Genomic DNA, 22,651 nt, shown 5'->3' with positions numbered 1-22,651 from the left:
AAATGGTAGAAAAGAGCCTAAAAAAGTAAACCAGTCTCATACGAAACTGGTTTATGATATATCCTTATTAAATCTCTACACTTTTTATTTGCTGATCATTAATTGTATAACAATTACGATAGTTCTTTGCTTTTTTCATGTTTTTCACTATAAATGAGATTAAATAAATCCCTTTTTAAGCTGTCTAACTGCTAAGGTATAGAAGACAAAAATATAAGCACCATTGACAACTAAGAAAAGGATAAATTCAGATAAGGTAAAAGGGACTAAGGAACGAGCTCGATCACCAACAGCAATCTGAGCATAAGGGAAAATTCTAAAAAGACCTTGTCCAATAAAGAGGGTCATAAGCCCTGCTATAGCCAAAATAGCTGATATAAGAATAGGCACTGCGAAATTTTTTAAGCGAATACTAAGAAAAATTTGAATGGTGACAATAGTAATGGTTGCTAGCCAACCTGTGATAGACCAAAGCAAAAAGTCCAGTAGATAATTTGCAAAAGGTACCTTCAAAACCAAAGCGCTGATAATATAAAAGAGGAGAGCTATCAGTTGACTAATAGCCATGACTAGTGACAAGCTGGTGATTTTTGATAAAACGATACGATTGGCTTTAACTGGAATACTTAATAAGCGCTGCCAGTTTTTATTATTTTCCTCGAATTGACAACTGATGGAACAGATAATCCCGATCAGAATAGGAGTAAATATCTGCGAGGAATAGAAAACTGTTTGTCCCCAAAGGACGTGAGCTTGTGTACCATCTAGGAGCACCTTTCGATTGAGAGCGTAAATCATTGCTCCCAATAAGGACCCAACAAGGTTAAAGAAGATTAGCGTTATCGGAATAGCACTTTTTTTGATTTTTTTAAATTCAAAAATAATCATAATAGATCCGCCTTTCCAATGAGTTTTTTACTGGCAAAGATGCTTAAAAAAATGATAAGCAATAATACGACTAATTTAAAGGGATAAGCATTATCGTATTGAAAAAGATAAGTGTTAGTTCCAGCCACCCGTTTAGCGATTCCCATCATAGAGAAATATTGCCAAGGAATGAAAATACGAATAGGAACTGGTAACGCACCGATACCTATAAATGACAGGAAGGAACCAATTAAGCCTGTTACTACTGTCACACTTGGCTTTGGATAGATAAAAGCTAAGCAAAGATGTAAACAAGACAGAAAGAGACAAACCAAAAAAGTTGTGAACAAAAAGAGACTCAATGAAACAGGTGTCACACTGACCTGCATGCCTTGAATAATAAATTTCAGAAAAAGCGTTTGAATCAAACTGACAACAAAGGCAAAAATAGCCATCACAGTCAATTTAGCTTTAAAAAGTTGCCAAGGACTTTCGTTACTGGTTTGCAAGAGTTTAAAAGTTTTGCCTAGATGTTCCAATTCCAGTAGTCTAGACGCTAAAACTGCAATGAAAAGTGGCAAAATAAAATCATTCAAGTAAGTCATGGTATAAATGGCATTATAGGCCTCATGTGTTTTAGGTAATTCATATTTGATAACAACGCTACTCCAAATCAAGCCCACTGCTACAATAGCAATCAAGGATAGCAAGAAAGACCGTCTTTTTAGTTTGATAAATTCTAATTGTAAATTTAGCATTACAAAACACTTCCTTCCCGTCCTGTCATATCAAGGAAAACATCTTCCAGCGATCGACGAATCATACGAACTTGATAAATATCAACATTATTTTCAACTAAGAGTCGAATAGCAGTAGCTATATTAACTTTATTGTTATCGTTGATAATCAATTTTGGGTCATCATCCAAATTAAAACCATTGAACATTAGTATTCTTTTAGCAGTTACATCATCACTGGTCTCAAACAGATATTTTTCATCTTCTTCAAGGTCAGATAGGTGGCCTTCAAAAAGTAATTGACCATGATTGATAATGCCAACAGTTGTAGCCATCTGTTCAATTTCTGAAAGAATATGGCTAGAAACGATGATAGTCATATCGTATTTTTGTGGTAAAGACTTGATAAGCTCACGAATTTCTTGAATACCGGCAGGGTCTAAACCATTAGTTGGCTCATCCAAAATCAGTAATTTAGGAAATTTAACAATAGCTAACGCAATTCCTAAACGTTGTTTCATGCCTAGTGAATAGTTTTTAACTAGCTTGTCTTTTTGATCGAAAAGTCTGACAATCTTTAAGACTTCATCAATATTTCTTTTTGGTAATTTAAGCAATTTTTGGATAATTTCAAGATTTTCATAACCGGTCAGATTAGCATAGTAAGAGGGCTCTTCAATGAGGGAACCTACATTTGAGAGGAGTGATATTTGATTGCTATTAAAGGTTTTTCCAAAGAGCTTAATGGAACCGTGGCTTGGTTGCAACAATCCTAAAAGCATTTTCATAGCAGTACTCTTACCAGCACCATTTGGTCCCAAAAAACCATAAATTTCATTTTTTCTAATATGAATAGAGAGCTGATTAACGGCTACTTCACCTGAAAAATCCTTACTTAATTGGTTGGTTTCAACGATATAATTGTTCATTTGTTTTCTCCTTTAAAAATCTTAGAGTGATGTTATATCCTTTCGCTATTTTCATTATAATGAACCTCCTTTATTTTAACCTGTTCATTACCTTAATTCTTCCTTAATTTTTACTTTAAAGTCCTTGACCAAGGAAGCAATGTGTTATACTAGTCTTGTTGAGGTAATAGTATGAATTATAAAGAAAAGAAGATCTTAATTTTAGACGATAACCCAGAAATTTTAGAAATAGTGCAAGAATCATTGAGCATTGCTGGGTTTAGCAATCTAACAAGTGTACAATCACAAAAAGAAGCTTTGGAGCAATTTGAAGAAAAATCTTTTGATTTAGTTATTTTAGACATTATGCTGCCTGAAGGATCAGGATTTGAAGTTTTAAAGGGCATCCGTAAGACTTCAATGGTTCCTGTTTTGTTTTTGTCAGCAATCTCCGATATAGAAAAACAATATCAGGGCTTTGAGTTAGGGGCAGATGACTATATTATCAAGCCTTTCCGTCCAAGAGATTTGGAGTTGCGTATTCTTTCCATCCTAAAAAGAGCCTATCCCGAAAAGGAAGATACCCTTGTTTTACCTGCTTGCCAGGTGTATTTTAGCCAAGCCTTGATTACCAAAGGAAAACTAGAGATTCAGCTGACAGCTAAGGAATACAGTATTCTTAAGGTCTTATATGATAACAAGAATCGCATTGTCACTTTTGACCAACTCTTAGAAAAGGTCTGGGGATTACAATACCAAGGCTATGATAATACCCTAATGGCTCATATTCGTAAGATTCGACAAAAGATTGAAGCCAATCCTTCTAAACCAGAAAGCTTAATAACGGTTAAAGGTTTGGGTTACAAACTAAAGGTGAATTAAATGGATACCGTTAAATTTTTTACTAAGTTATTAACCAGGTATGTTCTATTAATCTTGGCTTTAATCATAGGACTTGTTTTTGTTTATGGTTTGGTTTTCTCAGCCTATTTTAGTTTCTATGGAAAGGAAAAACCGGAACTACTTTACACTAAAATCGCTCAATCGAGTCAAGAGAATAATTTCAATTTTGATAAAAGCAGCAAAATTGAAATGGATAAACAAAATACTTGGGCTATGGTACTGAATCAAGATGGCAATATTGTCCAATCTTATCATTTACCTAAAGGACTCAAAAGGCATTATACGAATGCTGATATGGTTAAATTTTCACGTTGGTATTTAGAAGATTACCCTGTTTTCTCCTATGTACGTGGTCAGCAAATTTTAGTTTTGGGCTATCCTAAAAAGCATTCCTTAGCAAAATTTAATTTCTATGCTAATACGCAATTTATTAGGAATTTTCTCAGTTTGGGACTTGTTTTCTTGGGTATTATTCTTTTACTTATTTTTATTCTTTTGAGCCGATCAAAGTTGCGTATTAAAAAGGAGATGGAGCCGATTATTACTGCTGTCACTTCTTTATCTCAAGGTCAAAATATCGTTCTTAAAGAAAAGGGAAATTTCTCTGAAATTAAGACGGCTCTCAATGAAACATCTCATATTTTGGAAGAAAGCAACACGATGAAAGAGCAATGGATTAGAGGGGTCAGTCATGATTTACGCAATCCTCTTATGCTCATATCAGGTTATAACAGTCAGTTAGAGCAGCAATATGGCAAAGGAAAGCAGACAGAGGAAATTGAAAATCAGATTCAAACTATGAAAGAAATGATTTCTAATCTCAATATGAGCTACTTATTGGATAACCAAAAGCGTCACTCCGAATTTTCCAATCTTGATTTGGTTGCTGTCCTACGAACAGTAATTGCCGATATATTGAATAATTATGAAACAATTACACTTCATTTTGATTTGCCTGCCGAGACAGTGTTGGTAAAAGGAGAGGTAACTTTATTAGCAAGAGCTTTTAGAAATCTCTTGCTTAATAGTATTATGCACAGCGGCTCTAACCAGATTGATCTGACTTATCAATTATCTGATAATAAAGTGCTCATCGTCATTGCGGATCAAGGAGATATTACAGCTCAAAAAATTACTGAGCTAAATCAAAAATCAACTAATTATGAATCACATGGTATGGGAACAGTTATCACCAAACAAATTGTTAAATTACATCAAGGTGAAATTGTTTTTTTGGACAATCATCCAGGCTTAAAAGTCACCATTTCTTTACCTTTAGTAGCTGAAGCGATGTTGTGAATGCACTTGAACGAGATTTTTCTGGCATAGGGATTCCCTCGTTTAGTGATGTGTTCCTTGGCGAGAAAGTTCCCAGATTCATAGTGTCTCAGGTCAATGCCAATAAAAGCGTTGATTTGATTGGTAGACTGAAAGCGACGAATATCTCCCAATTCGCCAATGATAGATGTCGCTGTGGTTTCTGCGATGCCAGGAATCGAGCGTAAGATGTCATACTCTGGTAAAGGCTGAGCTAGAGCTACCATGTCGTTTAAGATAACTTGTCTGCGTTCAGAAAGACGAAGCAATTCTTGACCGCACAAAAAGATTGTTTAGCGAGTTTTATAAGTTTATCAGTCAGGTAAGCAATACGCTTTTCAGAGATGCGTTTGGAGGTAGATTGACGGATAATCTCACACAAGTCACTTTGAGATAGGCTTAATACAAACTCTTTACACGGTTTTTAGCTCGAACAAGATCTTCAGTCATATTTTGATAGAAACGGCTTAAATCACGCAGGTGTTGATAAACTTCTTCCTGCACGTAAGTTGGTTTACGATTGTGCACAAGCTGAGATTTAGCCAACTTTTCAGCGTCAATTTTATCTGTTTTACGAACTCGCAGACTGTCCAATTGCTTCTTAGCTTCCAGTGGATTTAGCCGTGTATAAGAGTAACCACATTCCTCAAGAAAGGCCTGAAGACGTCGAGAATAGACGCCTGTGGCCTCAAATATAATCTTAGGGTTATGAACAGTTTTCAAGTCCCCCAACAGGCGATTGAATCCAATGGCATCATTGAGTATGGTGTAGCCATGAACCTTCTCACCGTTGACTAAAATGGCCACCTCAGAACTTGTTTTACTGACATCAATTCCAAATACTGCACGCATGACATTACCTCTTTTGTCTTGAATAATTCCATGTTTTAATGATTTTATTTTCAATACGCGACGTTTAGCGTCCCACATACTTTGATCAAACTCCACCTAAAACAAGGTGTCTTGCCAGTTTGTCAAACGACGTCTAGCGCCATAGAGCACTACGACTTTACAAGACACCACTACTTTAACATAAAGAAAAAGTAGTGAGTACTCTCTCGCGTCGGAGATTTCTTCACTACTAATCTTAGTATGTTTTCTACAACAAAATAGACTCTATAATTCCTATGGTGGCTTTACCTACTACAGAAATTATAGAGCCAAGAACTTTAGCTTGCATACCCAATAGCTAAAGTTCTTTTGGTAGTGTAAAATAGGTTGTGTAAACACAAAAAGGAAGAAATCCGTTATAGTAGAGTTACGAAACATTACTAGAACGAGGTTTATTCCTATGACTCAGTTTACCACAGAACTACTTAACTTCTTAGCCCAAAAGCAAGATATTGATGAATTTTTTCGTTCATCCCTTGAAACAGTTATGAACGATCTGCTTCAAGCAGAGTTATCAGCCTTTTTAGGGTATGAGCCTTACGATAAAGCTAATTATTTTAAAGCCAACAGTCGTAACGGAACGTATTAAAGGAAATTCAAGGTTCAAATATTTGGGGTGAACAGAAAAAGCATCCCGTATTTTTGATACGAAATGCTTTCAATAAGTGTAAATAAGTTTTAACGTTTACTAAATTGTGAAGCTTTACGTGCTTTCTTAAGACCTGGTTTGAAAGATTTTTATTTGAATAAGTTTCAATATATGCTTAAAATCAATGTTTTCCCACGTTTTCAGAAAGAACATTTTCATTTAATTTGAATAAATTTCAGTTGAATGGTGTGAATTTTCCCCTAAAAATAAACGGATTGAGCTAGATTTTACCATAAAATTCACACCATTTAACAATTTTACGTCCAAATTAAATTTATTTCCTTAAAATTATTTTCGGACAAATAATGAAGAATCCCTTCGAAATTAAGAGGGGATTTTTTAGATTTTAAGACACCTCTCAATGATCTATTTGGTGTTAAAACTCTATATATTGTTTTAACAACCATATTTATATTTTTCTGTTCCCCATTTGATAAAACTTTAAACGCCTCTCCATTTCGAGTATATATCATTTGTTCATCATGAATTAAAACATCGAAGTCATCAAAATCATTATCGCATACAAATGCAAAATCAACACTTTGGACACTAAACATTGTTGCTCGTATCTCGAATTCAATTTCAAAGTCCGTTTTTTTATGTAAAATAGCAACAAGATTTTCTTTATCCTCTAAGGGTTTGTAATTATTTTCTCTACTTACGACAGCTCGCATTTGTGAAATAGCTTCATCAATACCAGAACCATATAAATCAATATAGAGCAAATCTTTCATAATAGCTGGAGGATTGCAATCATCAAGGCGGATGGGTACAAATTTTAAATTATTACTAATTGCACTCATTAATGCACTCTGCCATTCCCTTATAACCATATTACTTTTAAGAGAATTATTAGATAAAAAATAGAAAAAAGTAGTATACTGCTCTAGTCCTTCATTCATCTTACCTACAATACTGTCACCTGGTTGCATTGACCACTTATCGTAAAAAATATTATTTCTACCAAATGATACCTCTAACTGCCTAGCAACCATATCAACTAACTGTTGATCATTGTGATTATAACTAATAAAAATCATACAATCCCCTATAACTTCTTTTTTATAAGAAAACTATTTTATCATAAATCCATACTTTAATAACAGTCTTTATCCCTTTATGTGAAAACACCGATTTTTGGGTACAATAAAGGCTTTGTTTTTCACTGTCTACTGTATGAGGGAGTACACATTAAGATGTTCCTTTTCAATATCTTATTCCCAACTTAAGCCAAATCTACATAATTACTCACCATCTAAAATATTTTCTAACATTGGTTCGATAGAACTATGTTTCAAGTCCTCTATAAGCCTCTGGGCATAGAAACGATTTACTTCCCGAGCTACATAATATAACATCCTTGCAGCCATTTCTTTACTCAAGTAATCAAAATGCTTATCTTTTAATACATCAAATGCAAGAGATGCAAAAATATCATTTGAAGAAAAAGAGGTTGCAACTTCTTTTAATGATGGAAAAAGTTTTTGAATCAAGAATAGTGCATTTTCTGGGCTTACTTTCATAAATTTAATGCAAGCCAATTTGTAATTTTCTCCTATGTCAATAAGTTCCCGACACAAATCCACGTTCGAAATATTATTAAGATATATCGTTATTGTTTCATCATATTCTCTCTGTTGAATTTTTTTTAATATTTTCTGCTTTGAATCCTTTTGATGAAAAATTCGCAGGTGATAACTTAGTTGTTCAAGCATTTCCCCTGCATCTCTAAACCTTAATTCTGGTTGATAAGAGGTGGCTTTTTGAACAAAAGTTCGTAGAACATGTTTTTCATTAGTTGGGTTTCCAGTTAAACAAAAATTAACCACCTTTCCTAACGAATAGACATCACTCATTTTAGTTGCATTTTTTAGACCAGTTATCTGTTCTGGCGCACAATAATAAAACTGCCCATAATTATTTGTGTTCATAGTCAAATGAGAATGATTGACAGTAGAATCTTTAGCTAATCCAAAATCAGATATCTTTATAATCCCATCACATAGAAAAATATTGCTTGGACTCAAATCTCTATGATAGATATCACGAGAATGAACATCAGCCATTATTGTCAATATTTGAAACAACAGATTAAATATTTGGTTTAATTCTAATTCATTATTTACAATATAATCATTTAAAGTAAAATCAGCTTTTTCCATCGTATAGCTAAACTCTGACTCATCGAATTCATAAACTTTAATAATCCCATTTACTTGCGATAGAGACTGCATGATTTCAAACTCTCTTTTAAAGCGACTTTTTAGAGCAGAGTTCTGTTTATATTCATTTTTCAACTTTTTCACAATCCGTTGAGAATGATTTTGTAAATAAATATCAGCAAATCCACCTTTAGCGAGAAAGGATTTGTCAGTTTTTACTATTACTTTCTCTATATAGGCATTTATCTTTTTTCTTAGTTTCTCTGCTTGCCTATTCTTAATATCACTCTTTTTAAAACTATCATCTGGAAGGTCATCATAATAGATTAGTAAATCTCCTACCAACTTAATAACATCTTCATCAAAAGCTTCATCTATATATGCTTCAAATGATTTCCCTTTTGATAAACCGTATTTTTCTTGAACTTTTACACCAACAGAGTGATATGTAAATTCATCAAAGGTACGATTTGAAAAATCTAGAACATACCCACCTTCATTGAAAAATTTTTTTATTATATTTTTATCATGAAAAGTAATTTTTGCCATTATAACCCCATTCTAACTTAGAATCTTTCTTTACAAAATAATTTTCAAGTTATACATAAAATTACTGTACAGTGACTTCAATTACTATTATACCAAATCCAATTCTACTTTAGTTATAATTTCCTTTTATTTAGTGACATAATACAACACTATCCTAATATAGAAATTAATCTAAAATTACAAGAAATACCCAAAGTGTTCCTTTGGCATACATATATGTCACTTAGAGTTTATCTCAACCGTCAACAGATAGAATAAATTTACTACTATTTTCACAACCAAAACTAAGATTAAGAATAAAAAATACATAATTACTATATGATTGTAGCATAGCATTTGGATAAAGCTCACACCATTATTCTTGAAGAAAAGAACAATATATGCTATCATGGAGGTACAATGAAAAAGCCAAAATTTGAGTTTTATACTCGGTTAAATGGACACACCGAGTTCCTAGAATTTTTACAAACTATACCAATTAAAGACAAACAAAAATTACTGGCAACTATCGCCACTATACAAGAGCATGGTCTTTTAGTTGCTCAACGTATGGAATGGGTGAAAAAGCTAGATGACGACATCTTTGAAATCCGCTCAAAGGTTGCTTCTAACATTCAAAGGGCACTTTATTTTCATGTTATCAATGAACGCTACATCATCACCCATGGCTTTACCAAAAAAACACAAAAAACACCCCAGAGTGAGATAAAACACGCTAAGGATTTAAAGAAAGAATTTGAGGACAACAACCATGACCACAATTAAATTTGATGATTTTTTAGAAAACGAACTAGCAAACAATAATTTTAAAGAAGGCTTTTTAACTGAAAAAGCTATTTTGGAAAGTGCTATTGCAGTTTATGACGCACGACAAACAGCAGGCCTCACCCAAAGAGAGCTAGCTTCCCTATCTCATGTCCCACAGTCTACCATTGCTCGCATTGAACGCGGAAATAACACAAGCATTGAAACAATGAGCAAAATTGCACTTGCTCTGAATAAAAATCTAACTATCAACATAAGCTAATAGTCAAATTAAGCTCTCAAAAGAGCTGATGAAATATAAATTCATCAGCTTTTTTTATCACATGTAATATCATATGTAACAATCAATGGCTAAACAATGGCCCACAAAGGTGGAACTCAAGGTTTTTAACATCAACTAAACCAACAACTTCGTCACTTTGATATAATTTTATCAAAAATTGTGCCATCTCTTTGCCCGTATGATATTTGGCAAAGTGTTCATCGTAATCATACTCTTTCGAATCTGTAGCAGCTGGAGCCAAAACCTTAGCTTTTAATTGGTTTTTATTTGCCTCTAGTTCTAATGCCAAACCTTCTGTGAAAGCACTGACATAAAATTTACTCGCACAGTATGTAACCGCATTTGAAACCATCATATCCGCCTCTAGATGATAAGTTAATCAATTGAGCACCTTTACAATCTTTATAATCTCTCACATACAGAGTTGATAAAATGGTTAAAGCTTCAATGTTTAGATGAATCATTACATTATACACCTCTTTCTTAATAAAGTGAATTTATATTTTCCCCCAATTTGTAAAATTAAGCCAGAAAAAAGCATCTCGTATTAGACGAAATGCTTTCAATAAGTGTAAATAAGTTTTAACGTTTACTAAATTGTGACGCTTTACGGGCCTTTTTCAATCCTGGTTTGGCACAGTTGGATTTCAGGTACTTTCAGTTTAGCTTTATATCAACCATCATCAAAATCCAACTATTTTCTTATTTTAAAAAATATGAATAAGTTTGATTGAATGAGGGAATTTCTTTAAATTTTTTCTTAGCACCTATAAGTTAATAATACTATTCTTTAAATTATAGTTTATAATTATCTGATGTTTCAATGACCACAAAACAAAGTACAGCGAATCACTTCCTTTAGTCAAACATATAACTGAACAACATTGTTTATCTTCCTGCACTTTCATATTTTTTCAATCCTTTTCTAAAAATTGTACGACTGATAATAATCAAAAAAACTGTAAAAACTATTTGATAGAAAAATAGGTTCAATGTATCTTTCCCTAAAAATATTAATACTGCAGGATTGGCAATTAATAAATTGGGAACAAATAACATAGTGATCAATCTGTTAATACCTGTAAAAATATTATATGGATACTTAGAAATTCCAATATAATTCAAAAATACATCTACTTTTGAAAATTTAGTTGGGAACCAAAATGAACTAATCGTTATTAGAAACCAAATTGAATAATATATAATACAACCACACATTAAAGAAAGGATATAAAATAATATTTTTAATGAATTTAAATGTACATTTAAATTTCCATAACTTATAAAAATGATCGCAAGACCAAAAAAAGTATTCACGAATTGAACTAAATTAAATGATCTAAAAATATAGAACAACTGAGTATCAAACGGCCTCAATAAAATTTGATCCAAGTTACCACTCAAAATATCTGATTCTAAAATTCCCATACTTCTAATTAACAATCCCATCATAACTCCATCTACAATAGTGTAGGAACCTACCAAAAATAAAATTTGATAATAGTCCCAACCATTAAAATAGTCTATGTTTAAGAAAATCAATCTAAAAAATACAATAGGTAAACCAATCCACAGTATCGACGAAAATAGACCACAAAAGAAGTCAAAATGAAAATTCATATCAGATTTAAAACCAAAATGAAGTAGCCTAAAAATTACTTTTATTCTAAACATTTTATCCTCCCACATTTGAGAAGTGCTCCACTCCTTTTCTCAATATGAATCTTGATATAATATAAAAAATGATGCACCAAATCAATTGAATACAAATAATTCTCAAATAGTCTATTAATTTATATGTATCATTACTAAACATCTGAAGCGGTTCATATACTAAGTATTTAAAAGGTAATACATCTAAAAACAGACGAAAATTATTCGAAAAAAAACTTAAAGGCAATAATATTCCTGATAAAAACTGAATTACTATTTCTTTAACAGTAAGGACAAAAAATATATTTTCTAACCAAAAAGAAAGCATACCTACACAACATGATATTAAAAACCATAGAACCATAGATAGAATAATTGCAATACTTCCTAAAATAAGAATTTCAATGGTTAATAACTCATTCTTGTAATAAACACTGGAGAATAAAATGACAGGAATGATGATAAATAATAAATGAGCAATCCTATCTCCAAGCATTTTACAAAAATAATACTTATAAAAAGTAACAGGTTTTATTAATATGCTAAAAAAATTTCCTGAATGAACATCGTCATTGATTTCCCAATCAACTGGATAAAAAACAAAATATGAAAAAATTATAGTCCCCAAATAGTATTGAACCATTGAGGTAAAATCATATCCTGCTATATTTATCTGGTTACTCTGATATATATATGTCCATAAAAATACTGATATCATAATTTGTATACTTGCCTGTAACATTAACAATAGTACACTTGATTTATAGTTCAAAATAGATCGAAATGATATCAGAATAATAGACATTTCTTTTTTCAATTGTGCTCCTTTTTTGTAAAATAGTTTTGTAAAATAATTTCTTCTAAAGAAAGATTTGATATTTCAAAATCTTCTATATCTACAAGCTTATTGATTGATTCTAATGTCTCAAAGACAAAATCTCTAGGTATTTTTAGTATACATTCCGATTTTGTTTGAGAAATGACTACTACTCCTTTAACAGAGCATAACTCTGGTACCAAATCTAATGTCGTTTTTATCTTTAAATATTTAAAATCAGAAAATTTAGATAAAATAACATCCATTGACTCCTGCAAAATAATTTTTCCTTTGTCAATGACGATTAATTCGTCACAAACAGACGAAATATCATCCATATCATGACTCGTTAAAATAATAGTAGTATGACATTCTTCATTCATTTTCTTTAAAAATGTTCTGATATCTTTTTTAGACTGTATATCTAACCCTATAGTAGGCTCGTCTAAAAATAATATTTCCGGACTTGTTAAAGATGCCGCGATAAACTCCATTTTCATTTTTTGTCCAAGAGAGAGGGTCCGGACCTGCTGGTAAAGCTGATCTTTTACATTCAACAAATTGCTTAACTCCTGAATTCGTTCTTGTAAAATCGCCGGTTCTACCTCATATAAAGTACCAATCAATTGAAAATAATCTATAGCCGAAACATCTTGAAATAACTGTAATTTATTTCCTACTACTATTGAAATTTTTTTTCTAAAATTTATACTTCTTTTAAATGGAATTTCTCCATTCACTTCTAATTTTCCGGAACTAGGATAAAGAGTCCCAGTCAACATTTTAATCGTTGTGGATTTACCAGCTCCATTACTCCCAATAAAGCCAACTATACTCCCTCTCTTAATCGTAAAACTAATATCTTGAACAGCTCGAATCGTTATTTGATTACGTTTCAAAAATCTCTTGATAAATGGGAGTCTTGAATCAAAATTATAGAAATTTTTAGATAAATTCTGAGCATTAATAACTATTTCACTCATATATCTCTCCTTTCGATAAAATATATTTACTTGTACTTTTTCCATACTTTACCAAAATGCTACATCAAACACTGTCGCCATTATAAATCTCCTTATATTATCTAGCCTCAATTTCAATTCGATTATAACATAATTCTCCACCTAAAAATTAATTATAAAATGTACATTTGAAAAATTTTTAGTTTTCACTTAAATAAAGTACATAATTAAGGATAATTAGCTCTAAAAAAATTTTTGGTTATATGGCTCCAGAATTCTTCTTAGATTATTATTCTCACGTATCTTTCCGAAAAATAAGTACTTTCCCTAAAATTAATTATTTTCTGTTATAATAGACATTTCTTCATTTTTCCGTTATAACAGACACTGACATACTCTTGTAATATTATTTTGGTATAATTAAAATTATAGAAGGAGGCACAGATTATGAGAAAATTAATAGGTATACTACTACTTTCATTATCAATAATTACGTTAATTGCTTGCTCTAAAAACAACTACCAATCTTTTGATGGTGAGTATTATTGGATCTCAAGTGAAAGAAACGAGTTAGCGTTTACTATTAAAGGAAATAATGCTTCCATTGAGCATGGAGAAGCCGATAGCTTTACCATTAACAAACAAAAAAATACGGTCGAATTAACTGGACAAAATATTGCAAGTCGGACAGAAGAATATTCATTTAAAGATGGGGTCTTTTCTGTTGATATTAGTGGAGTTAAGCATGACTACTATCTTAAAGGTAGCGAAGCGTATAAAAAGGCTCTAAAACAATATGGATATAAATAACATCATTCACACCTATTTTACCGAATAGGTGTTTTTTTGTGCTGAATAGATTACTTCAAAAAACTTTTAAACTTATTCTTAACCGAATAGTTTATATTTCATGCAAATTAGTTTAATCAAAGAGATTGGATTGTATTTTATTATACAATGGATTCATGAATAATTTAAAAGAAGAAAATATTAGAAGAGCGATCTGGCATATAAAGCGACATCTAGAAGGACTATGGAATTCTCGAGATGAGGTAGATAGAAAATATGAAATGTTTCATCTGCAATCTAGTGTTGAATGTTTAGAACGTGTAATGAACAACGAAAAACCCTATCCACCTATGGATAGGGAAGAAGTATTTTGAGCATAATTTTTTAAAAACGTTGTTTTTACAGTTGAAAAGTCTTCGTTCAATTCTTTAATAACTTTATCTGATACAATAAGAGTCCCCGAATCATTTAATCCTACTTGAGAAAGAAAATAAACAGTATCTAATGGTTGGGACGATGCCAATTTTAAAGAATAACCGCCAATCGATAAATCTTTCGTTTGTAGTAAAAATTCTTGGATTTGTTTAATGGTTCCTTTGTAATTGGCATTTACTAGATAGCCATCATCAGCTAAGTGAATTGACTATTAAAAAACTATAGGAATGCTCTCAGGGTTTTATAATAAAAAGGAGAAAGAAGATGCTAAGTCTTCTCTCTCCTATTAATACACAAAACAGGTCAAAAGATGACCTAAAAATCATTGAACAAATTAAGATCTTCTATTTTGAGAAAAAAGTCAATCTTTCTGTGACGCACTGGAAGTTGCGTCTACCTGATTCTGATCTACTTCTTCTTGTTTGGAAGAATTTCTTTCCGTCTTATCTGAAGTGTCAGGATCTTTCTGTACATGCCCGCAGGCCGTTAGGATAAAGACAGAAATCAGAGCCAGAAACAAGCTCCCAATTTTCTTGAACCTAGACATACGAATCCTCCATTTATACAAAACTTGATGAGACTAGCACTCCGCCAAAAATGCCTGTACAGTCTTGACATCTTCTGAACTACCGCCTTGGTCAATATCGCAGATATGCTGGAGCCCATATTTTTCGATAATCAAGGCAGTCGCTCCGCAGAAGGTCCGGCCGTGTTTAACAGAGTCACCATTGTTAACAAAACCTTTAATCAGCCCAGGATGTTTCTTGATAAAGCGTTTGGTAGACCAAGGAATTTTCCCAGCTCCAGCATTTCGAGTAATGAGAATACAGGGCACTTCCAGTTTCTCCTTAATGCTCTGGGTCGGATAGCCCAGTGATTCTGCAAATCGTTTACCAACACCAGTATTTGAATCATAAACTACAATCATCTTCATCACCTACTTTCTTAAAAAAAGGATAGCAAACCAGGCCGCAAAGCCTAAAACCACAACATCAGAGATGAGCATAAGCATAAACTCTAAATCTGGCATCATGTGAATGTAAATCAGCAATGACAAAGTTGTCAAAGCCAGTGCTGTCAGCTTAGCAACTGCCGGCAAACCCGGAATCAAAGCTGCTCCGATTAGGACAAGGATGAGACCTCCGACTAAAAATGACTGAAAATCCACACTTAAACTAAAACCAACTGTCACACCGCCGTAGCCAATGGTCAAAAGACCAATTGCGACCAGACAGATACCCAAAATAGCCATTCCACTCATAGCAAATCCTCCTTGCTTATTCATTCTTTTCCTCACTTTCTATTTTTGAATGAACGCTTCCAAATATTCATTCAAATCTTTCTAAAAAGTAATTCACTTTATACTTATGCAATCACATTTCTTCCTATTCCTATTCGCACTAAATAAGCCATCACCTCCTTTATTCGTGAATGAATGGTTATATATATTCATTCATATCTGCTTCTAAGAAAAGGAATTTCCTCTATTTGGAAAAAATTCCCTTAACAAAATATTTCACTAAAGTCTCAAGACTATCGAAGTAGCCTGAAAAATCCTGCTCTGTGACATGCATGTCTATGTAATAAATCAAGTCATAAACCTTCATGATCTCAGCTATTTTCTCCTGCGAAAAGCCCTCTTCCTGCAAGCGCTGGCTGAAGGTCTGAATCAGAAACTGATGAAAGGCATTGGATGCTCGTCCGGAATCCTGATTATAGTAATCGTGCAGAATCTGAGAAATGCCTGGCTTGTTCCACTCAGCCAGAATTTTATTGGGTGAAATCAATTCAAAAGTGACTGCAAAAAGCTGTTCAACGATTGTCTCGGGTTCGCCCTGCCAGTCTACGCGTTGTATGATTCCCTCACGTATACGGCTATTTTCAGCTACATAAACCTCCAAGAAGATATCTTCCTTGGACTCATAATACTTGTAAAAGGATCCGACAGCCATTCGGCTCTTCTTAGCAATATCAGAAATTCCAGCTGCCTTATAGCCTTTTTCTGCAAATACTTCCCTAGCCGCAGCCAACAGCTCATTTTTTTTATCCATTTCTATGCCTCTTTTATGAATGAATAGATTTATATATTCATTCATATTCTAACATATTCTTGCTATTTGTCAAGCATTTATGCGATACTATACAAAAAAGATAGTTTGCTAATCAAATTATTTTTTAGATTATATTTTGGAGGTTGAGCTATGCTCAAGGAAAGACGAAACCAGGGTACCATCCCCCTACTGGTAATTACTTTTATTTTTCTAAGAATTTTTCAACCGTACACCCACAGCAAGTGGAAATATGTAGGACGGATGGCTATTTTCTGGCTGATTTCCATCATTCCTTTTGAATCTCTGTTCAACCCTGGCTTTCCTGTTCCCTATTTTAATAATATCATGTTCACCCTTATGATGGGCGTGCTCATGATGATGTGTTTGGAAAAGGTTAAACAGCCTGTCTTAAACGCTCTGCTGCTGCCACTCTTTGTTATGCTAACCATTTTCTCTGACTGGGAAATCTTTGGCATTCTTATTATCTGAGGATTCTACCATACTTATCAAAAGCCTAATGGTATCCGCAAAGTGGTTGGCAGTATCTTTCTTGCCTTTGTTCTCTTATATGGCAGTGCGCTGCTGTCCTATCCCAGTCTTGAAAACCGGACCGTCTTTCTAGCCCAATTTGGTATTTTACTGGTCATTCCGCTGCTGGAAGCCTACAATGGCCAGCACGGCTGCTCTCCACTCTGGGTCAAATGGGGCTTCTACTCTTTTTATCCCCTGCATATCAGCCTGCTCTGGCTTATCCGCTTTATCCTTTTAGGGCATTAGAAAACGAGACTTTGATGTATGCAAAGTCTCGTTTTTTGATATTCTTTAATTTAAGTCTAATACCTGATTGATAAAGTTTATACACAATTTTTTCCAAATTGCTAACTCTTTATAGTCTGAAAATTCTGTCTGTGTATTTTGATTAATGACAGATAAACCGTGTTCTCCCATCGCAAACATGTGCAATTCATATAAAACAGCATTATCTTTTAGTTTTTTTGCATAGTCCAAGAGAGCATTGTTATAGATGCAGTCGTCATTTTGCATACCCCAAATGAAAGTGGGAACGGTATCTGCGGAAATATGTTCTATCGGGCTGTGTTCTTGCAGATTTTCTCTGATTAGCTCTTTGCCCACGACCGTTTTCAGAGCCCCAGTTAAAAAGTCTAGCTTGGGCATGGGAGATAATTTTGTTGGCCGCTGATTATCTGGATCCGCCACAACACTATCATATTGATAGCTGAAGTCTAATAAGGGATAAGATAAAATTACTAAAGTTGGTCTTATTTTTTCCTTTGGATAGTTAAAATAGTCTTGCAAAATAGACTCATTCCAGCGATTAGCCAAGGAAGCGCAGTGAGTAGCACCTGCAGAAAAGCCAATAAGAATAATTTTATCTGGATCAATATTCCATTGCTGCGCTTTTTCTCTTGTTACTAACAGCATTTTCGCTAGATCATAAAGGGGAGTCGGGTAGCTACTATCTTTGCCAACTGTATAATCAAGCGTGATAGCTTGAAAGCCTTTATTAAGAAAATAAAGCGCTACTGGTTCCTTCTCCCGGTCTGTTATTTTAAAGAAACCGCCCCCACCGCAGATAATCGCAGCTGGGCGTGGATTATGATTCTTAATATCTGGCGTTTCCTCCACTAAGTAGGCTGTATAAGTAACCGAGCTTTTATCAGCTCCTGACCAAAGTTCATATGTGTTAATTTTCATGAGAATTCTCCTTTAACTAAGATACAAAAGGGCGTAAAGAAAACCAAATAAAAATAGGAGAGTGACGGAGAGTCTGCAAAGACTCAAGGAGCTCTGTCTTTTTTACTAGGTTTTTAGCCCGTGTTCAATCACAAGATACAAAGGGCGTAAAAAGCGACTAGAATTTTAGGCAAGTGATGCTAACTGCTGACAGGCAAAGCAAGGCCAGCCAGCAGTGGTTCATTGGTGCTAAAGCACCTAATAAACTGTGCAAGGGAAAGGGGTCTTGGCATAGCCAACAAGTCTTACTCCCACCCACTGAGCTATTGGGATAGGTGGCACATCATAATATGATTTCTTTTTCCCGAGCTTTTGATATCCTCAGTTGCTACGGTACTAAGACAATTTTTCGCTTTTCTTTTTTATTATCCAGTAATCGGTGGGCCTCTGCTGCCTCGTCAAATGATTTAATAACAATATCATCTTCTAAAAGCAAGTTGTCCTTAAAGGCTTTATTCAAAAGTCTTCCTGCCATTTGCAACTGACTTAAACTGGCCTGACTGATAACAAAACCTTTGATTTGCTGACAGTTCATATAGAGTTGCTGGGCATCAAAGGCACTCATCCGAGGAGCTGTTATGAGGGTTATGACACCCTTTAAAGCCAGTAAATCAATATTAGTCTGTAAAGCTATCTCCCCAGAAGTGTCAATAATATGATCAAAACCTGTTGAAAATTGCTCTGTCAGCTTCTGAAAAAGCCTGTCATCATGGTAATCAAAGCAGGCAGAACTCCCACTTTCCCGCAATTTTGAAAAGTCCTTACAATTCGAGGTAGTAACAACCTTTGCACCTGCTTCATGGGCAAGACAAAGCAGTTTGCTGCCTACATGGCCTGCTGCCCCTTCAATTAATAAGGTTTGACCTCTTGCCAGCTGCATAACATCCTGCAAAACGATGGCCGCAGTCGCAGCAGAGTGAACAGCTCCAATGAGTCTTACTGGATCGGCTCCTTCAGGAACTGAGAAAAGCCTTTCTGCCGGGATTAAAGCATACTCACTAGTAACTCCCTGCCTGCCATCATAACCCATACTATTGGTCCAGACTAAATCACCATCGGCAAATTGGCTAACGTCATCACCAACGCTGACCACCTCGCCAACAGCATCCCGACCGAGAATATAAGGTTGAGGCAACTGGGTCTGATAGAGTCCCGAGCGAATAAAGGTATCAACATAATTGACCGAAACTGCCAAAACTTTGATGAGAACTGTTTTAGGTATCACCTCTGGGACAGGCAAATCACCAATTTGGATGACTGAAGGGTCTCCCTGCTCATAAACGTAAACTGCTTTCATTTCTACTCCTTTCTCTCAACATATTTTGAGATACTAATAAAATAAATTAATCTCATTAAGAAGCCTGCAAACCATCCAAAAGGGGCTGCTAACCAGATACCGTTAAAACCTAGTTCTGTATGGGATAAGCAGACAGCTAACGGAACCTGCAACAGACAAAAGGTAGTGACAGAAGCAATTAATGGCAATAGGGATTTCCCATATCCCAGTAATAGACCATTCAACACCTGCATAGCGCCAAAAACAAAGTAAAAAATAGATACAATTCGTAAATAGCCTTTTCCAATCTGAACAATTGCCTTCTGATGATTAAAAATAGCAATAAAATGAGGAGCAAAACTGTAAATAAGTGCAGAAATAGCAATCGAAAGCCCCAAACTTATTATTAAAGCGCTCTTACCACCTTTTGCAATCCGCTTTTGTTCACCTGCTCCTTTATTTTGAGCTGTAAAATTCATAAGAGCCTGACCTAAATTAATAGCAGGCATTTCTGCAAAAGCATCCACTTTGGAAGCGGCAGTATAAGCAGCAATCGCATTTGCTCCAAAACCATTAACTAAAAATTGGATAACCAAAAAACCTAAACTGATAAAAATTTGCTGTAACATGGCAGGAAGCCCGATAGCCAAAGAAGTTTTTAAAATATTGACTTTCCACCTTAAATGACGAAGATTAGGAGCTAATTTAGGATAATACCTATACATATAGCACAAACAGACCACAAAGGAAAATCCCTGTGCAAGTACAGTCGCTAGAGCAGCGCCGATAACACCGTAAGTAAAAATTTTTATAAAAATAACGTCTAACAAAACATTTAGAAAAACTGAACTAATCAAAATAAAAGTCGGTGTTTTAGAATCCCCCAAACCTCTTAAAACATTGGCTAGAGTATTATAAGCAAAAAGGAAGGGCAAACCTAACAAAATAGTCTGTAAATAAGCATTTGCATCGGATAACAAACCAGCTGGAACATTTAAGTGCTCTAAAAAAACAGGAGAGTAAAGTAGGCCAAAGATCATTAAAAAGAAAGAAAACAAGCAGATAAAAATAAGGTTTGTGTCAACGACCTCTTTCATATTTTGATTTCTTTTAGCGCCATAAAGTTGGGAAATAATAACACTTGCACCAATAGACATCCCTGTAGATACTGAGACTGTCAGCGCCACTATTTGAGTACTAGAACCGACAGCTGCAAGTTTTTCAGCCCCTAAAAAATTACCAACGATAGCAGTATCTGTAACATTATAAAGCTGCTCAAATAAGTTTCCTAAGAAAATAGGGAGAGCAAAAACAAAAAGCCCTTTTAATTCACTTCCCTTTGTTAGGTCAGTCATTTTAAACTCCTTTAAAAATGATATAATAAAGCATACAATCCATACAATTATTATAAAGGAAAACTCTTTGACGAGGACCGATAAGATTGTATGACAGACAATTTAAGGAGAGCCTATGTCTATTAATTCGTTTGAAAATTACCCTATGACTTGGAAGCCTGACAGAAATTTACTAAAAACACCCCTGTATTTTCATTTAGCCCAACTCTTGGAACAAGACATCAGGGCAGGACGCTTACCTTTTGGAACTCAGCTTCCGCCACAGCGAGAATTGGCAGATTTTTTGGACATTAATTTAAGCACTGTCACAAGAGCATTTAAAATTTGCATGCAAAAGGGGCTCATTCATGCCGTAATTGGCAAGGGGACTTTTGTCTCATCTCAGCCTCCTCTTCCTTTATCAGCCTTTAAAAAGGACGAGACTTGTATCCGTCTCAGTGTCTTATGCTCCTATTATCAACTGAATCATATCGTATCCGATGTATCTAGAAAATTGATGCAGAGCCAATCAGTTGATCAGCTGTTTGAATTTGATGCCGGTCAAACGGAACAGGAGCAAAAGCAAAAAATTACTGCTCAAAACTGGCTGCAAAAATTTCAAGTTCAAACTTCTGTTGACAATATCTTGCTGGCTGATGGCACCCAGAACGCTTTAGTCATCGCATTTTTGACTCTCTTTAAAGCTGGCGATAAAATTGGAGTAGACACTTTTACCTATACAAATTTTATAGCTCTTGCTAATCAATTCCAGATTGAGCTGGTGCCTTTAAAAAGTGACAAAGAAGGAATACTCATTCAAGATTTAGTAAAAACACTCAAACAGCAGAAACTCAAGGCCCTTTATTTGGTTCCGACCTCTAATAATCCAACCGCTGTCAGCCTGTCCATGAAGCGCCGAAAACAGTTAGCAGAGCTTATTGTCAAAAAACAGCTGCTGCTGATAGAAGATGATACCTATGCTTTTATAAATGCTAAAGATACACCACCTTTTGTTCAGCTCATTCCCCAACATACGATTTACATTCATGGACTGTCTAAGTCTCTATTTTCCGGTCTGCGTGTGGCGTATATGGTTGTTCCTAATCATTTGCAGCCTCAATTTACAAAAACTGCTGACACTCTTAACACTCATATCCCCTTGCTTAATGCTAATATCGTCAGCGAGCTAATTGTCAGCGGTAAAGCCGATGAGGTTATTGAAAGAAAAAAAGCATTAGCTCAAGAACGCAATGCTTTGTACCGTCAGTATTTTCCAAAATCAGCTGCTGCCAATCCTTACGTTTTATTTCAATGGCTGCCTTTGCCTGAGCACATAAATGGGTATGACTTTGAAGAATTGGCCAAGAAAAACGGTGTGGAAATTTTATGTGCAGAACGCTTTCTGGTAGGAGGAGCAACAGAACAATCATTTCTTCGTGTAGCCACCTGTTCACCAGATACAACAGAAGAGTTAGAACAAGGCCTTAAGTTACTAAAAAAGCTGCTGCCTCTTGCATAGTATAAGAATCCCAAAATGCTCCTTAAGTT

Annotated in this window: 23 protein-coding genes and 3 pseudogenes; 9 read left to right on the top strand and 17 right to left on the bottom strand. The window is 34.4% G+C overall.

All coding sequences use genetic code 11. The features are described from left to right. Positions 1-159: 159 nt before the first annotated feature. From O3640_RS08360 to O3640_RS08350, 3 genes are read right to left on the bottom strand one after another with little or no spacing between them, the layout of a single operon-like run. The gene (locus O3640_RS08360; protein ID WP_008809653.1) at positions 160-888 is read right to left on the bottom strand and encodes an ABC transporter permease; all 729 of its coding nucleotides are present in this window, start codon (positions 886-888) and stop codon (positions 160-162) included. After that, complete coding sequence (locus O3640_RS08355; protein ID WP_008809654.1) at positions 885-1,625, bottom strand: ABC transporter permease; 741 nt, start codon at positions 1,623-1,625, stop codon at positions 885-887. Before O3640_RS08355 ends, O3640_RS08360 begins: the two co-directional genes overlap by 4 nt. After that, a complete protein-coding gene (locus O3640_RS08350) occupies positions 1,625-2,533 on the bottom strand; it encodes an ABC transporter ATP-binding protein (protein WP_008809655.1) in 909 nt (302 codons plus the stop codon). Before O3640_RS08350 ends, O3640_RS08355 begins: the two co-directional genes overlap by 1 nt. Before the next feature lie 171 nt (positions 2,534-2,704). Here O3640_RS08350 and O3640_RS08345 point away from each other — a divergent pair, with 171 nt between their 5' ends. Both O3640_RS08345 and O3640_RS08340 read left to right on the top strand, forming a co-directional pair. Further along, complete coding sequence (locus O3640_RS08345) at positions 2,705-3,394, top strand: response regulator transcription factor (protein ID WP_003703141.1); 690 nt, start codon at positions 2,705-2,707, stop codon at positions 3,392-3,394. After that, positions 3,395-4,714 carry a sensor histidine kinase KdpD gene (locus O3640_RS08340; protein ID WP_008809656.1) on the top strand — a complete coding sequence of 440 codons (1,320 nt, stop codon included), beginning with the start codon at positions 3,395-3,397 and terminating at the stop codon, positions 4,712-4,714. Here the strand turns inward: O3640_RS08340 and O3640_RS08335 are convergent. Continuing rightward, positions 4,693-5,584: pseudogene (locus O3640_RS08335) on the bottom strand (IS110 family transposase); the annotation flags it as partial. The gene O3640_RS08340 and the pseudogene O3640_RS08335 sit on opposite strands and share 22 nt — an antisense overlap. 439 nt (positions 5,585-6,023) lie before the next feature. Between O3640_RS08335 and O3640_RS08330 the strand changes: the two are divergent. Then, positions 6,024-6,209, top strand: a pseudogene (locus tag O3640_RS08330) (transposase); the annotation flags it as partial. Positions 6,210-6,529: 320 nt separating this feature from the next. Here O3640_RS08330 and O3640_RS08325 read toward each other — a convergent pair. Together O3640_RS08325 and O3640_RS08320 are read right to left on the bottom strand one after the other, a co-directional pair. Then, positions 6,530-7,312: a toll/interleukin-1 receptor domain-containing protein gene (locus tag O3640_RS08325; protein WP_061597414.1), complete on the bottom strand. Its 783-nt coding sequence runs from the start codon at positions 7,310-7,312 to the stop codon at positions 6,530-6,532. Positions 7,313-7,516: 204 nt separating this feature from the next. Further along, positions 7,517-8,983, bottom strand: coding sequence for a serine/threonine-protein kinase (locus O3640_RS08320; RefSeq protein WP_371586837.1), 1,467 nt, complete (start codon positions 8,981-8,983; stop codon positions 7,517-7,519). Positions 8,984-9,382: 399 nt separating this feature from the next. Here O3640_RS08320 and O3640_RS08315 point away from each other — a divergent pair, with 399 nt between their 5' ends. Both O3640_RS08315 and O3640_RS08310 read left to right on the top strand, forming a co-directional pair. Beyond that, positions 9,383-9,748 (top strand): type II toxin-antitoxin system RelE/ParE family toxin, encoded by a 366-nt coding sequence (locus tag O3640_RS08315; protein ID WP_061597416.1) that lies wholly within the window; start codon positions 9,383-9,385, stop codon positions 9,746-9,748. Further along, complete coding sequence (locus tag O3640_RS08310) at positions 9,735-10,010, top strand: helix-turn-helix transcriptional regulator (protein ID WP_061597417.1); 276 nt, start codon at positions 9,735-9,737, stop codon at positions 10,008-10,010. The genes O3640_RS08315 and O3640_RS08310 overlap by 14 nt, the downstream gene beginning before the upstream one ends. Positions 10,011-10,092: 82 nt before the next feature. Here O3640_RS08310 and O3640_RS08305 read toward each other — a convergent pair. The 4 genes and pseudogenes from O3640_RS08305 to O3640_RS08290 form a co-directional block, all read right to left on the bottom strand. Further along, positions 10,093-10,495: pseudogene (locus O3640_RS08305) on the bottom strand (SDR family NAD(P)-dependent oxidoreductase); the annotation flags it as partial. Positions 10,496-10,919: 424 nt separating this feature from the next. Beyond that, positions 10,920-11,705, bottom strand: coding sequence for an ABC transporter permease (locus tag O3640_RS08300; RefSeq protein ID WP_037585174.1), 786 nt, complete (start codon positions 11,703-11,705; stop codon positions 10,920-10,922). Between the two features lies 1 nt (position 11,706). After that, positions 11,707-12,501, bottom strand: coding sequence for an ABC-2 family transporter protein (locus O3640_RS08295; RefSeq protein ID WP_061597418.1), 795 nt, complete (start codon positions 12,499-12,501; stop codon positions 11,707-11,709). Next, positions 12,498-13,484 (bottom strand): ATP-binding cassette domain-containing protein, encoded by a 987-nt coding sequence (locus tag O3640_RS08290; protein WP_061597419.1) that lies wholly within the window; start codon positions 13,482-13,484, stop codon positions 12,498-12,500. The genes O3640_RS08295 and O3640_RS08290 overlap by 4 nt, the downstream gene beginning before the upstream one ends. 426 nt (positions 13,485-13,910) lie before the next feature. Between O3640_RS08290 and O3640_RS08285 the strand changes: the two genes are divergently transcribed. After that, positions 13,911-14,273, top strand: a complete 363-nt coding sequence (locus tag O3640_RS08285) for a hypothetical protein (protein WP_061597420.1) — start codon at positions 13,911-13,913, stop codon at positions 14,271-14,273. Between the two features lie 775 nt (positions 14,274-15,048). On the opposite strand, the gene O3640_RS08280 is transcribed toward O3640_RS08285, so the two are convergent. From O3640_RS08280 to O3640_RS08265, 4 genes are all read right to left on the bottom strand, one after another. Next, the gene (locus O3640_RS08280; RefSeq protein WP_045773562.1) at positions 15,049-15,234 is read right to left on the bottom strand and encodes a hypothetical protein; all 186 of its coding nucleotides are present in this window, start codon (positions 15,232-15,234) and stop codon (positions 15,049-15,051) included. Positions 15,235-15,267: 33 nt separating this feature from the next. After that, the gene (locus tag O3640_RS08275) at positions 15,268-15,624 is read right to left on the bottom strand and encodes a class Ib ribonucleoside-diphosphate reductase assembly flavoprotein NrdI (RefSeq protein ID WP_371586836.1); all 357 of its coding nucleotides are present in this window, start codon (positions 15,622-15,624) and stop codon (positions 15,268-15,270) included. After that, the gene (locus tag O3640_RS08270; protein ID WP_371586835.1) at positions 15,625-15,972 is read right to left on the bottom strand and encodes a hypothetical protein; all 348 of its coding nucleotides are present in this window, start codon (positions 15,970-15,972) and stop codon (positions 15,625-15,627) included. Positions 15,973-16,171: 199 nt separating this feature from the next. Next, positions 16,172-16,783 carry a TetR/AcrR family transcriptional regulator gene (locus O3640_RS08265; protein ID WP_371586834.1) on the bottom strand — a complete coding sequence of 204 codons (612 nt, stop codon included), beginning with the start codon at positions 16,781-16,783 and terminating at the stop codon, positions 16,172-16,174. A gap of 105 nt (positions 16,784-16,888) precedes the next feature. Here O3640_RS08265 and O3640_RS08260 point away from each other — a divergent pair, with 105 nt between their 5' ends. Both O3640_RS08260 and O3640_RS08255 read left to right on the top strand, forming a co-directional pair. Beyond that, positions 16,889-17,227 (top strand): TraX family protein, encoded by a 339-nt coding sequence (locus tag O3640_RS08260; protein ID WP_061596957.1) that lies wholly within the window; start codon positions 16,889-16,891, stop codon positions 17,225-17,227. Positions 17,228-17,269: 42 nt separating this feature from the next. After that, complete coding sequence (locus O3640_RS08255) at positions 17,270-17,515, top strand: TraX family protein (protein ID WP_061596958.1); 246 nt, start codon at positions 17,270-17,272, stop codon at positions 17,513-17,515. Positions 17,516-17,560: 45 nt separating this feature from the next. Here O3640_RS08255 and O3640_RS08250 read toward each other — a convergent pair whose 3' ends face one another. The 3 genes from O3640_RS08250 to O3640_RS08240 form a co-directional block, all read right to left on the bottom strand. Further along, positions 17,561-18,454, bottom strand: a complete 894-nt coding sequence (locus O3640_RS08250) for an alpha/beta hydrolase (protein ID WP_008809658.1) — start codon at positions 18,452-18,454, stop codon at positions 17,561-17,563. A gap of 367 nt (positions 18,455-18,821) precedes the next feature. Beyond that, a complete protein-coding gene (locus O3640_RS08245) occupies positions 18,822-19,790 on the bottom strand; it encodes an alcohol dehydrogenase catalytic domain-containing protein (RefSeq protein WP_008809659.1) in 969 nt (322 codons plus the stop codon). Between the two features lie 2 nt (positions 19,791-19,792). After that, positions 19,793-21,151 carry an MATE family efflux transporter gene (locus O3640_RS08240; protein WP_268723147.1) on the bottom strand — a complete coding sequence of 453 codons (1,359 nt, stop codon included), beginning with the start codon at positions 21,149-21,151 and terminating at the stop codon, positions 19,793-19,795. Positions 21,152-21,239: 88 nt separating this feature from the next. Here O3640_RS08240 and O3640_RS08235 point away from each other — a divergent pair, with 88 nt between their 5' ends. Then, positions 21,240-22,622: a PLP-dependent aminotransferase family protein gene (locus O3640_RS08235; RefSeq protein ID WP_008809661.1), complete on the top strand. Its 1,383-nt coding sequence runs from the start codon at positions 21,240-21,242 to the stop codon at positions 22,620-22,622. Positions 22,623-22,651: the final 29 nt, after the last annotated feature.

The organism is Streptococcus sp. 27098_8_75 (assembly GCF_041432475.1).
In the GTDB taxonomy this organism is placed as follows: domain Bacteria; phylum Bacillota; class Bacilli; order Lactobacillales; family Streptococcaceae; genus Streptococcus; species Streptococcus gordonii.
The sequence above is the reverse complement of the archived record's forward strand: the minus strand, read 5'-3'. Positions and strand labels throughout refer to the sequence as shown.

What these genes read in the sequence shown, in the direction of transcription:
- O3640_RS08355 (WP_008809654.1), bottom strand. Translation starts at nt 1,625, where the DNA reads ATGCTAAATTTACAATTAGAATTTATCAAACTAAAAAGACGGTCTTTC.
- O3640_RS08300 (WP_037585174.1), bottom strand. Translation starts at nt 11,705, where the DNA reads ATGTTTAGAATAAAAGTAATTTTTAGGCTACTTCATTTTGGTTTTAAA.
- O3640_RS08280 (WP_045773562.1), bottom strand. Translation starts at nt 15,234, where the DNA reads ATGTCTAGGTTCAAGAAAATTGGGAGCTTGTTTCTGGCTCTGATTTCT.
- O3640_RS08245 (WP_008809659.1), bottom strand. Translation starts at nt 19,790, where the DNA reads ATGAAAGCAGTTTACGTTTATGAGCAGGGAGACCCTTCAGTCATCCAA.
- O3640_RS08325 (WP_061597414.1), bottom strand. Translation starts at nt 7,312, where the DNA reads ATGATTTTTATTAGTTATAATCACAATGATCAACAGTTAGTTGATATG.
- O3640_RS08345 (WP_003703141.1), top strand. Translation starts at nt 2,705, where the DNA reads ATGAATTATAAAGAAAAGAAGATCTTAATTTTAGACGATAACCCAGAA.
- O3640_RS08310 (WP_061597417.1), top strand. Translation starts at nt 9,735, where the DNA reads ATGACCACAATTAAATTTGATGATTTTTTAGAAAACGAACTAGCAAAC.
- O3640_RS08340 (WP_008809656.1), top strand. Translation starts at nt 3,395, where the DNA reads ATGGATACCGTTAAATTTTTTACTAAGTTATTAACCAGGTATGTTCTA.
- O3640_RS08265 (WP_371586834.1), bottom strand. Translation starts at nt 16,783, where the DNA reads ATGAATGAATATATAAATCTATTCATTCATAAAAGAGGCATAGAAATG.
- O3640_RS08315 (WP_061597416.1), top strand. Translation starts at nt 9,383, where the DNA reads ATGAAAAAGCCAAAATTTGAGTTTTATACTCGGTTAAATGGACACACC.
- O3640_RS08235 (WP_008809661.1), top strand. Translation starts at nt 21,240, where the DNA reads ATGTCTATTAATTCGTTTGAAAATTACCCTATGACTTGGAAGCCTGAC.
- O3640_RS08320 (WP_371586837.1), bottom strand. Translation starts at nt 8,983, where the DNA reads ATGGCAAAAATTACTTTTCATGATAAAAATATAATAAAAAAATTTTTC.
- O3640_RS08350 (WP_008809655.1), bottom strand. Translation starts at nt 2,533, where the DNA reads ATGAACAATTATATCGTTGAAACCAACCAATTAAGTAAGGATTTTTCA.
- O3640_RS08270 (WP_371586835.1), bottom strand. Translation starts at nt 15,972, where the DNA reads ATGAATAAGCAAGGAGGATTTGCTATGAGTGGAATGGCTATTTTGGGT.
- O3640_RS08285 (WP_061597420.1), top strand. Translation starts at nt 13,911, where the DNA reads ATGAGAAAATTAATAGGTATACTACTACTTTCATTATCAATAATTACG.
- O3640_RS08290 (WP_061597419.1), bottom strand. Translation starts at nt 13,484, where the DNA reads ATGAGTGAAATAGTTATTAATGCTCAGAATTTATCTAAAAATTTCTAT.
- O3640_RS08250 (WP_008809658.1), bottom strand. Translation starts at nt 18,454, where the DNA reads ATGAAAATTAACACATATGAACTTTGGTCAGGAGCTGATAAAAGCTCG.
- O3640_RS08360 (WP_008809653.1), bottom strand. Translation starts at nt 888, where the DNA reads ATGATTATTTTTGAATTTAAAAAAATCAAAAAAAGTGCTATTCCGATA.
- O3640_RS08260 (WP_061596957.1), top strand. Translation starts at nt 16,889, where the DNA reads ATGCTCAAGGAAAGACGAAACCAGGGTACCATCCCCCTACTGGTAATT.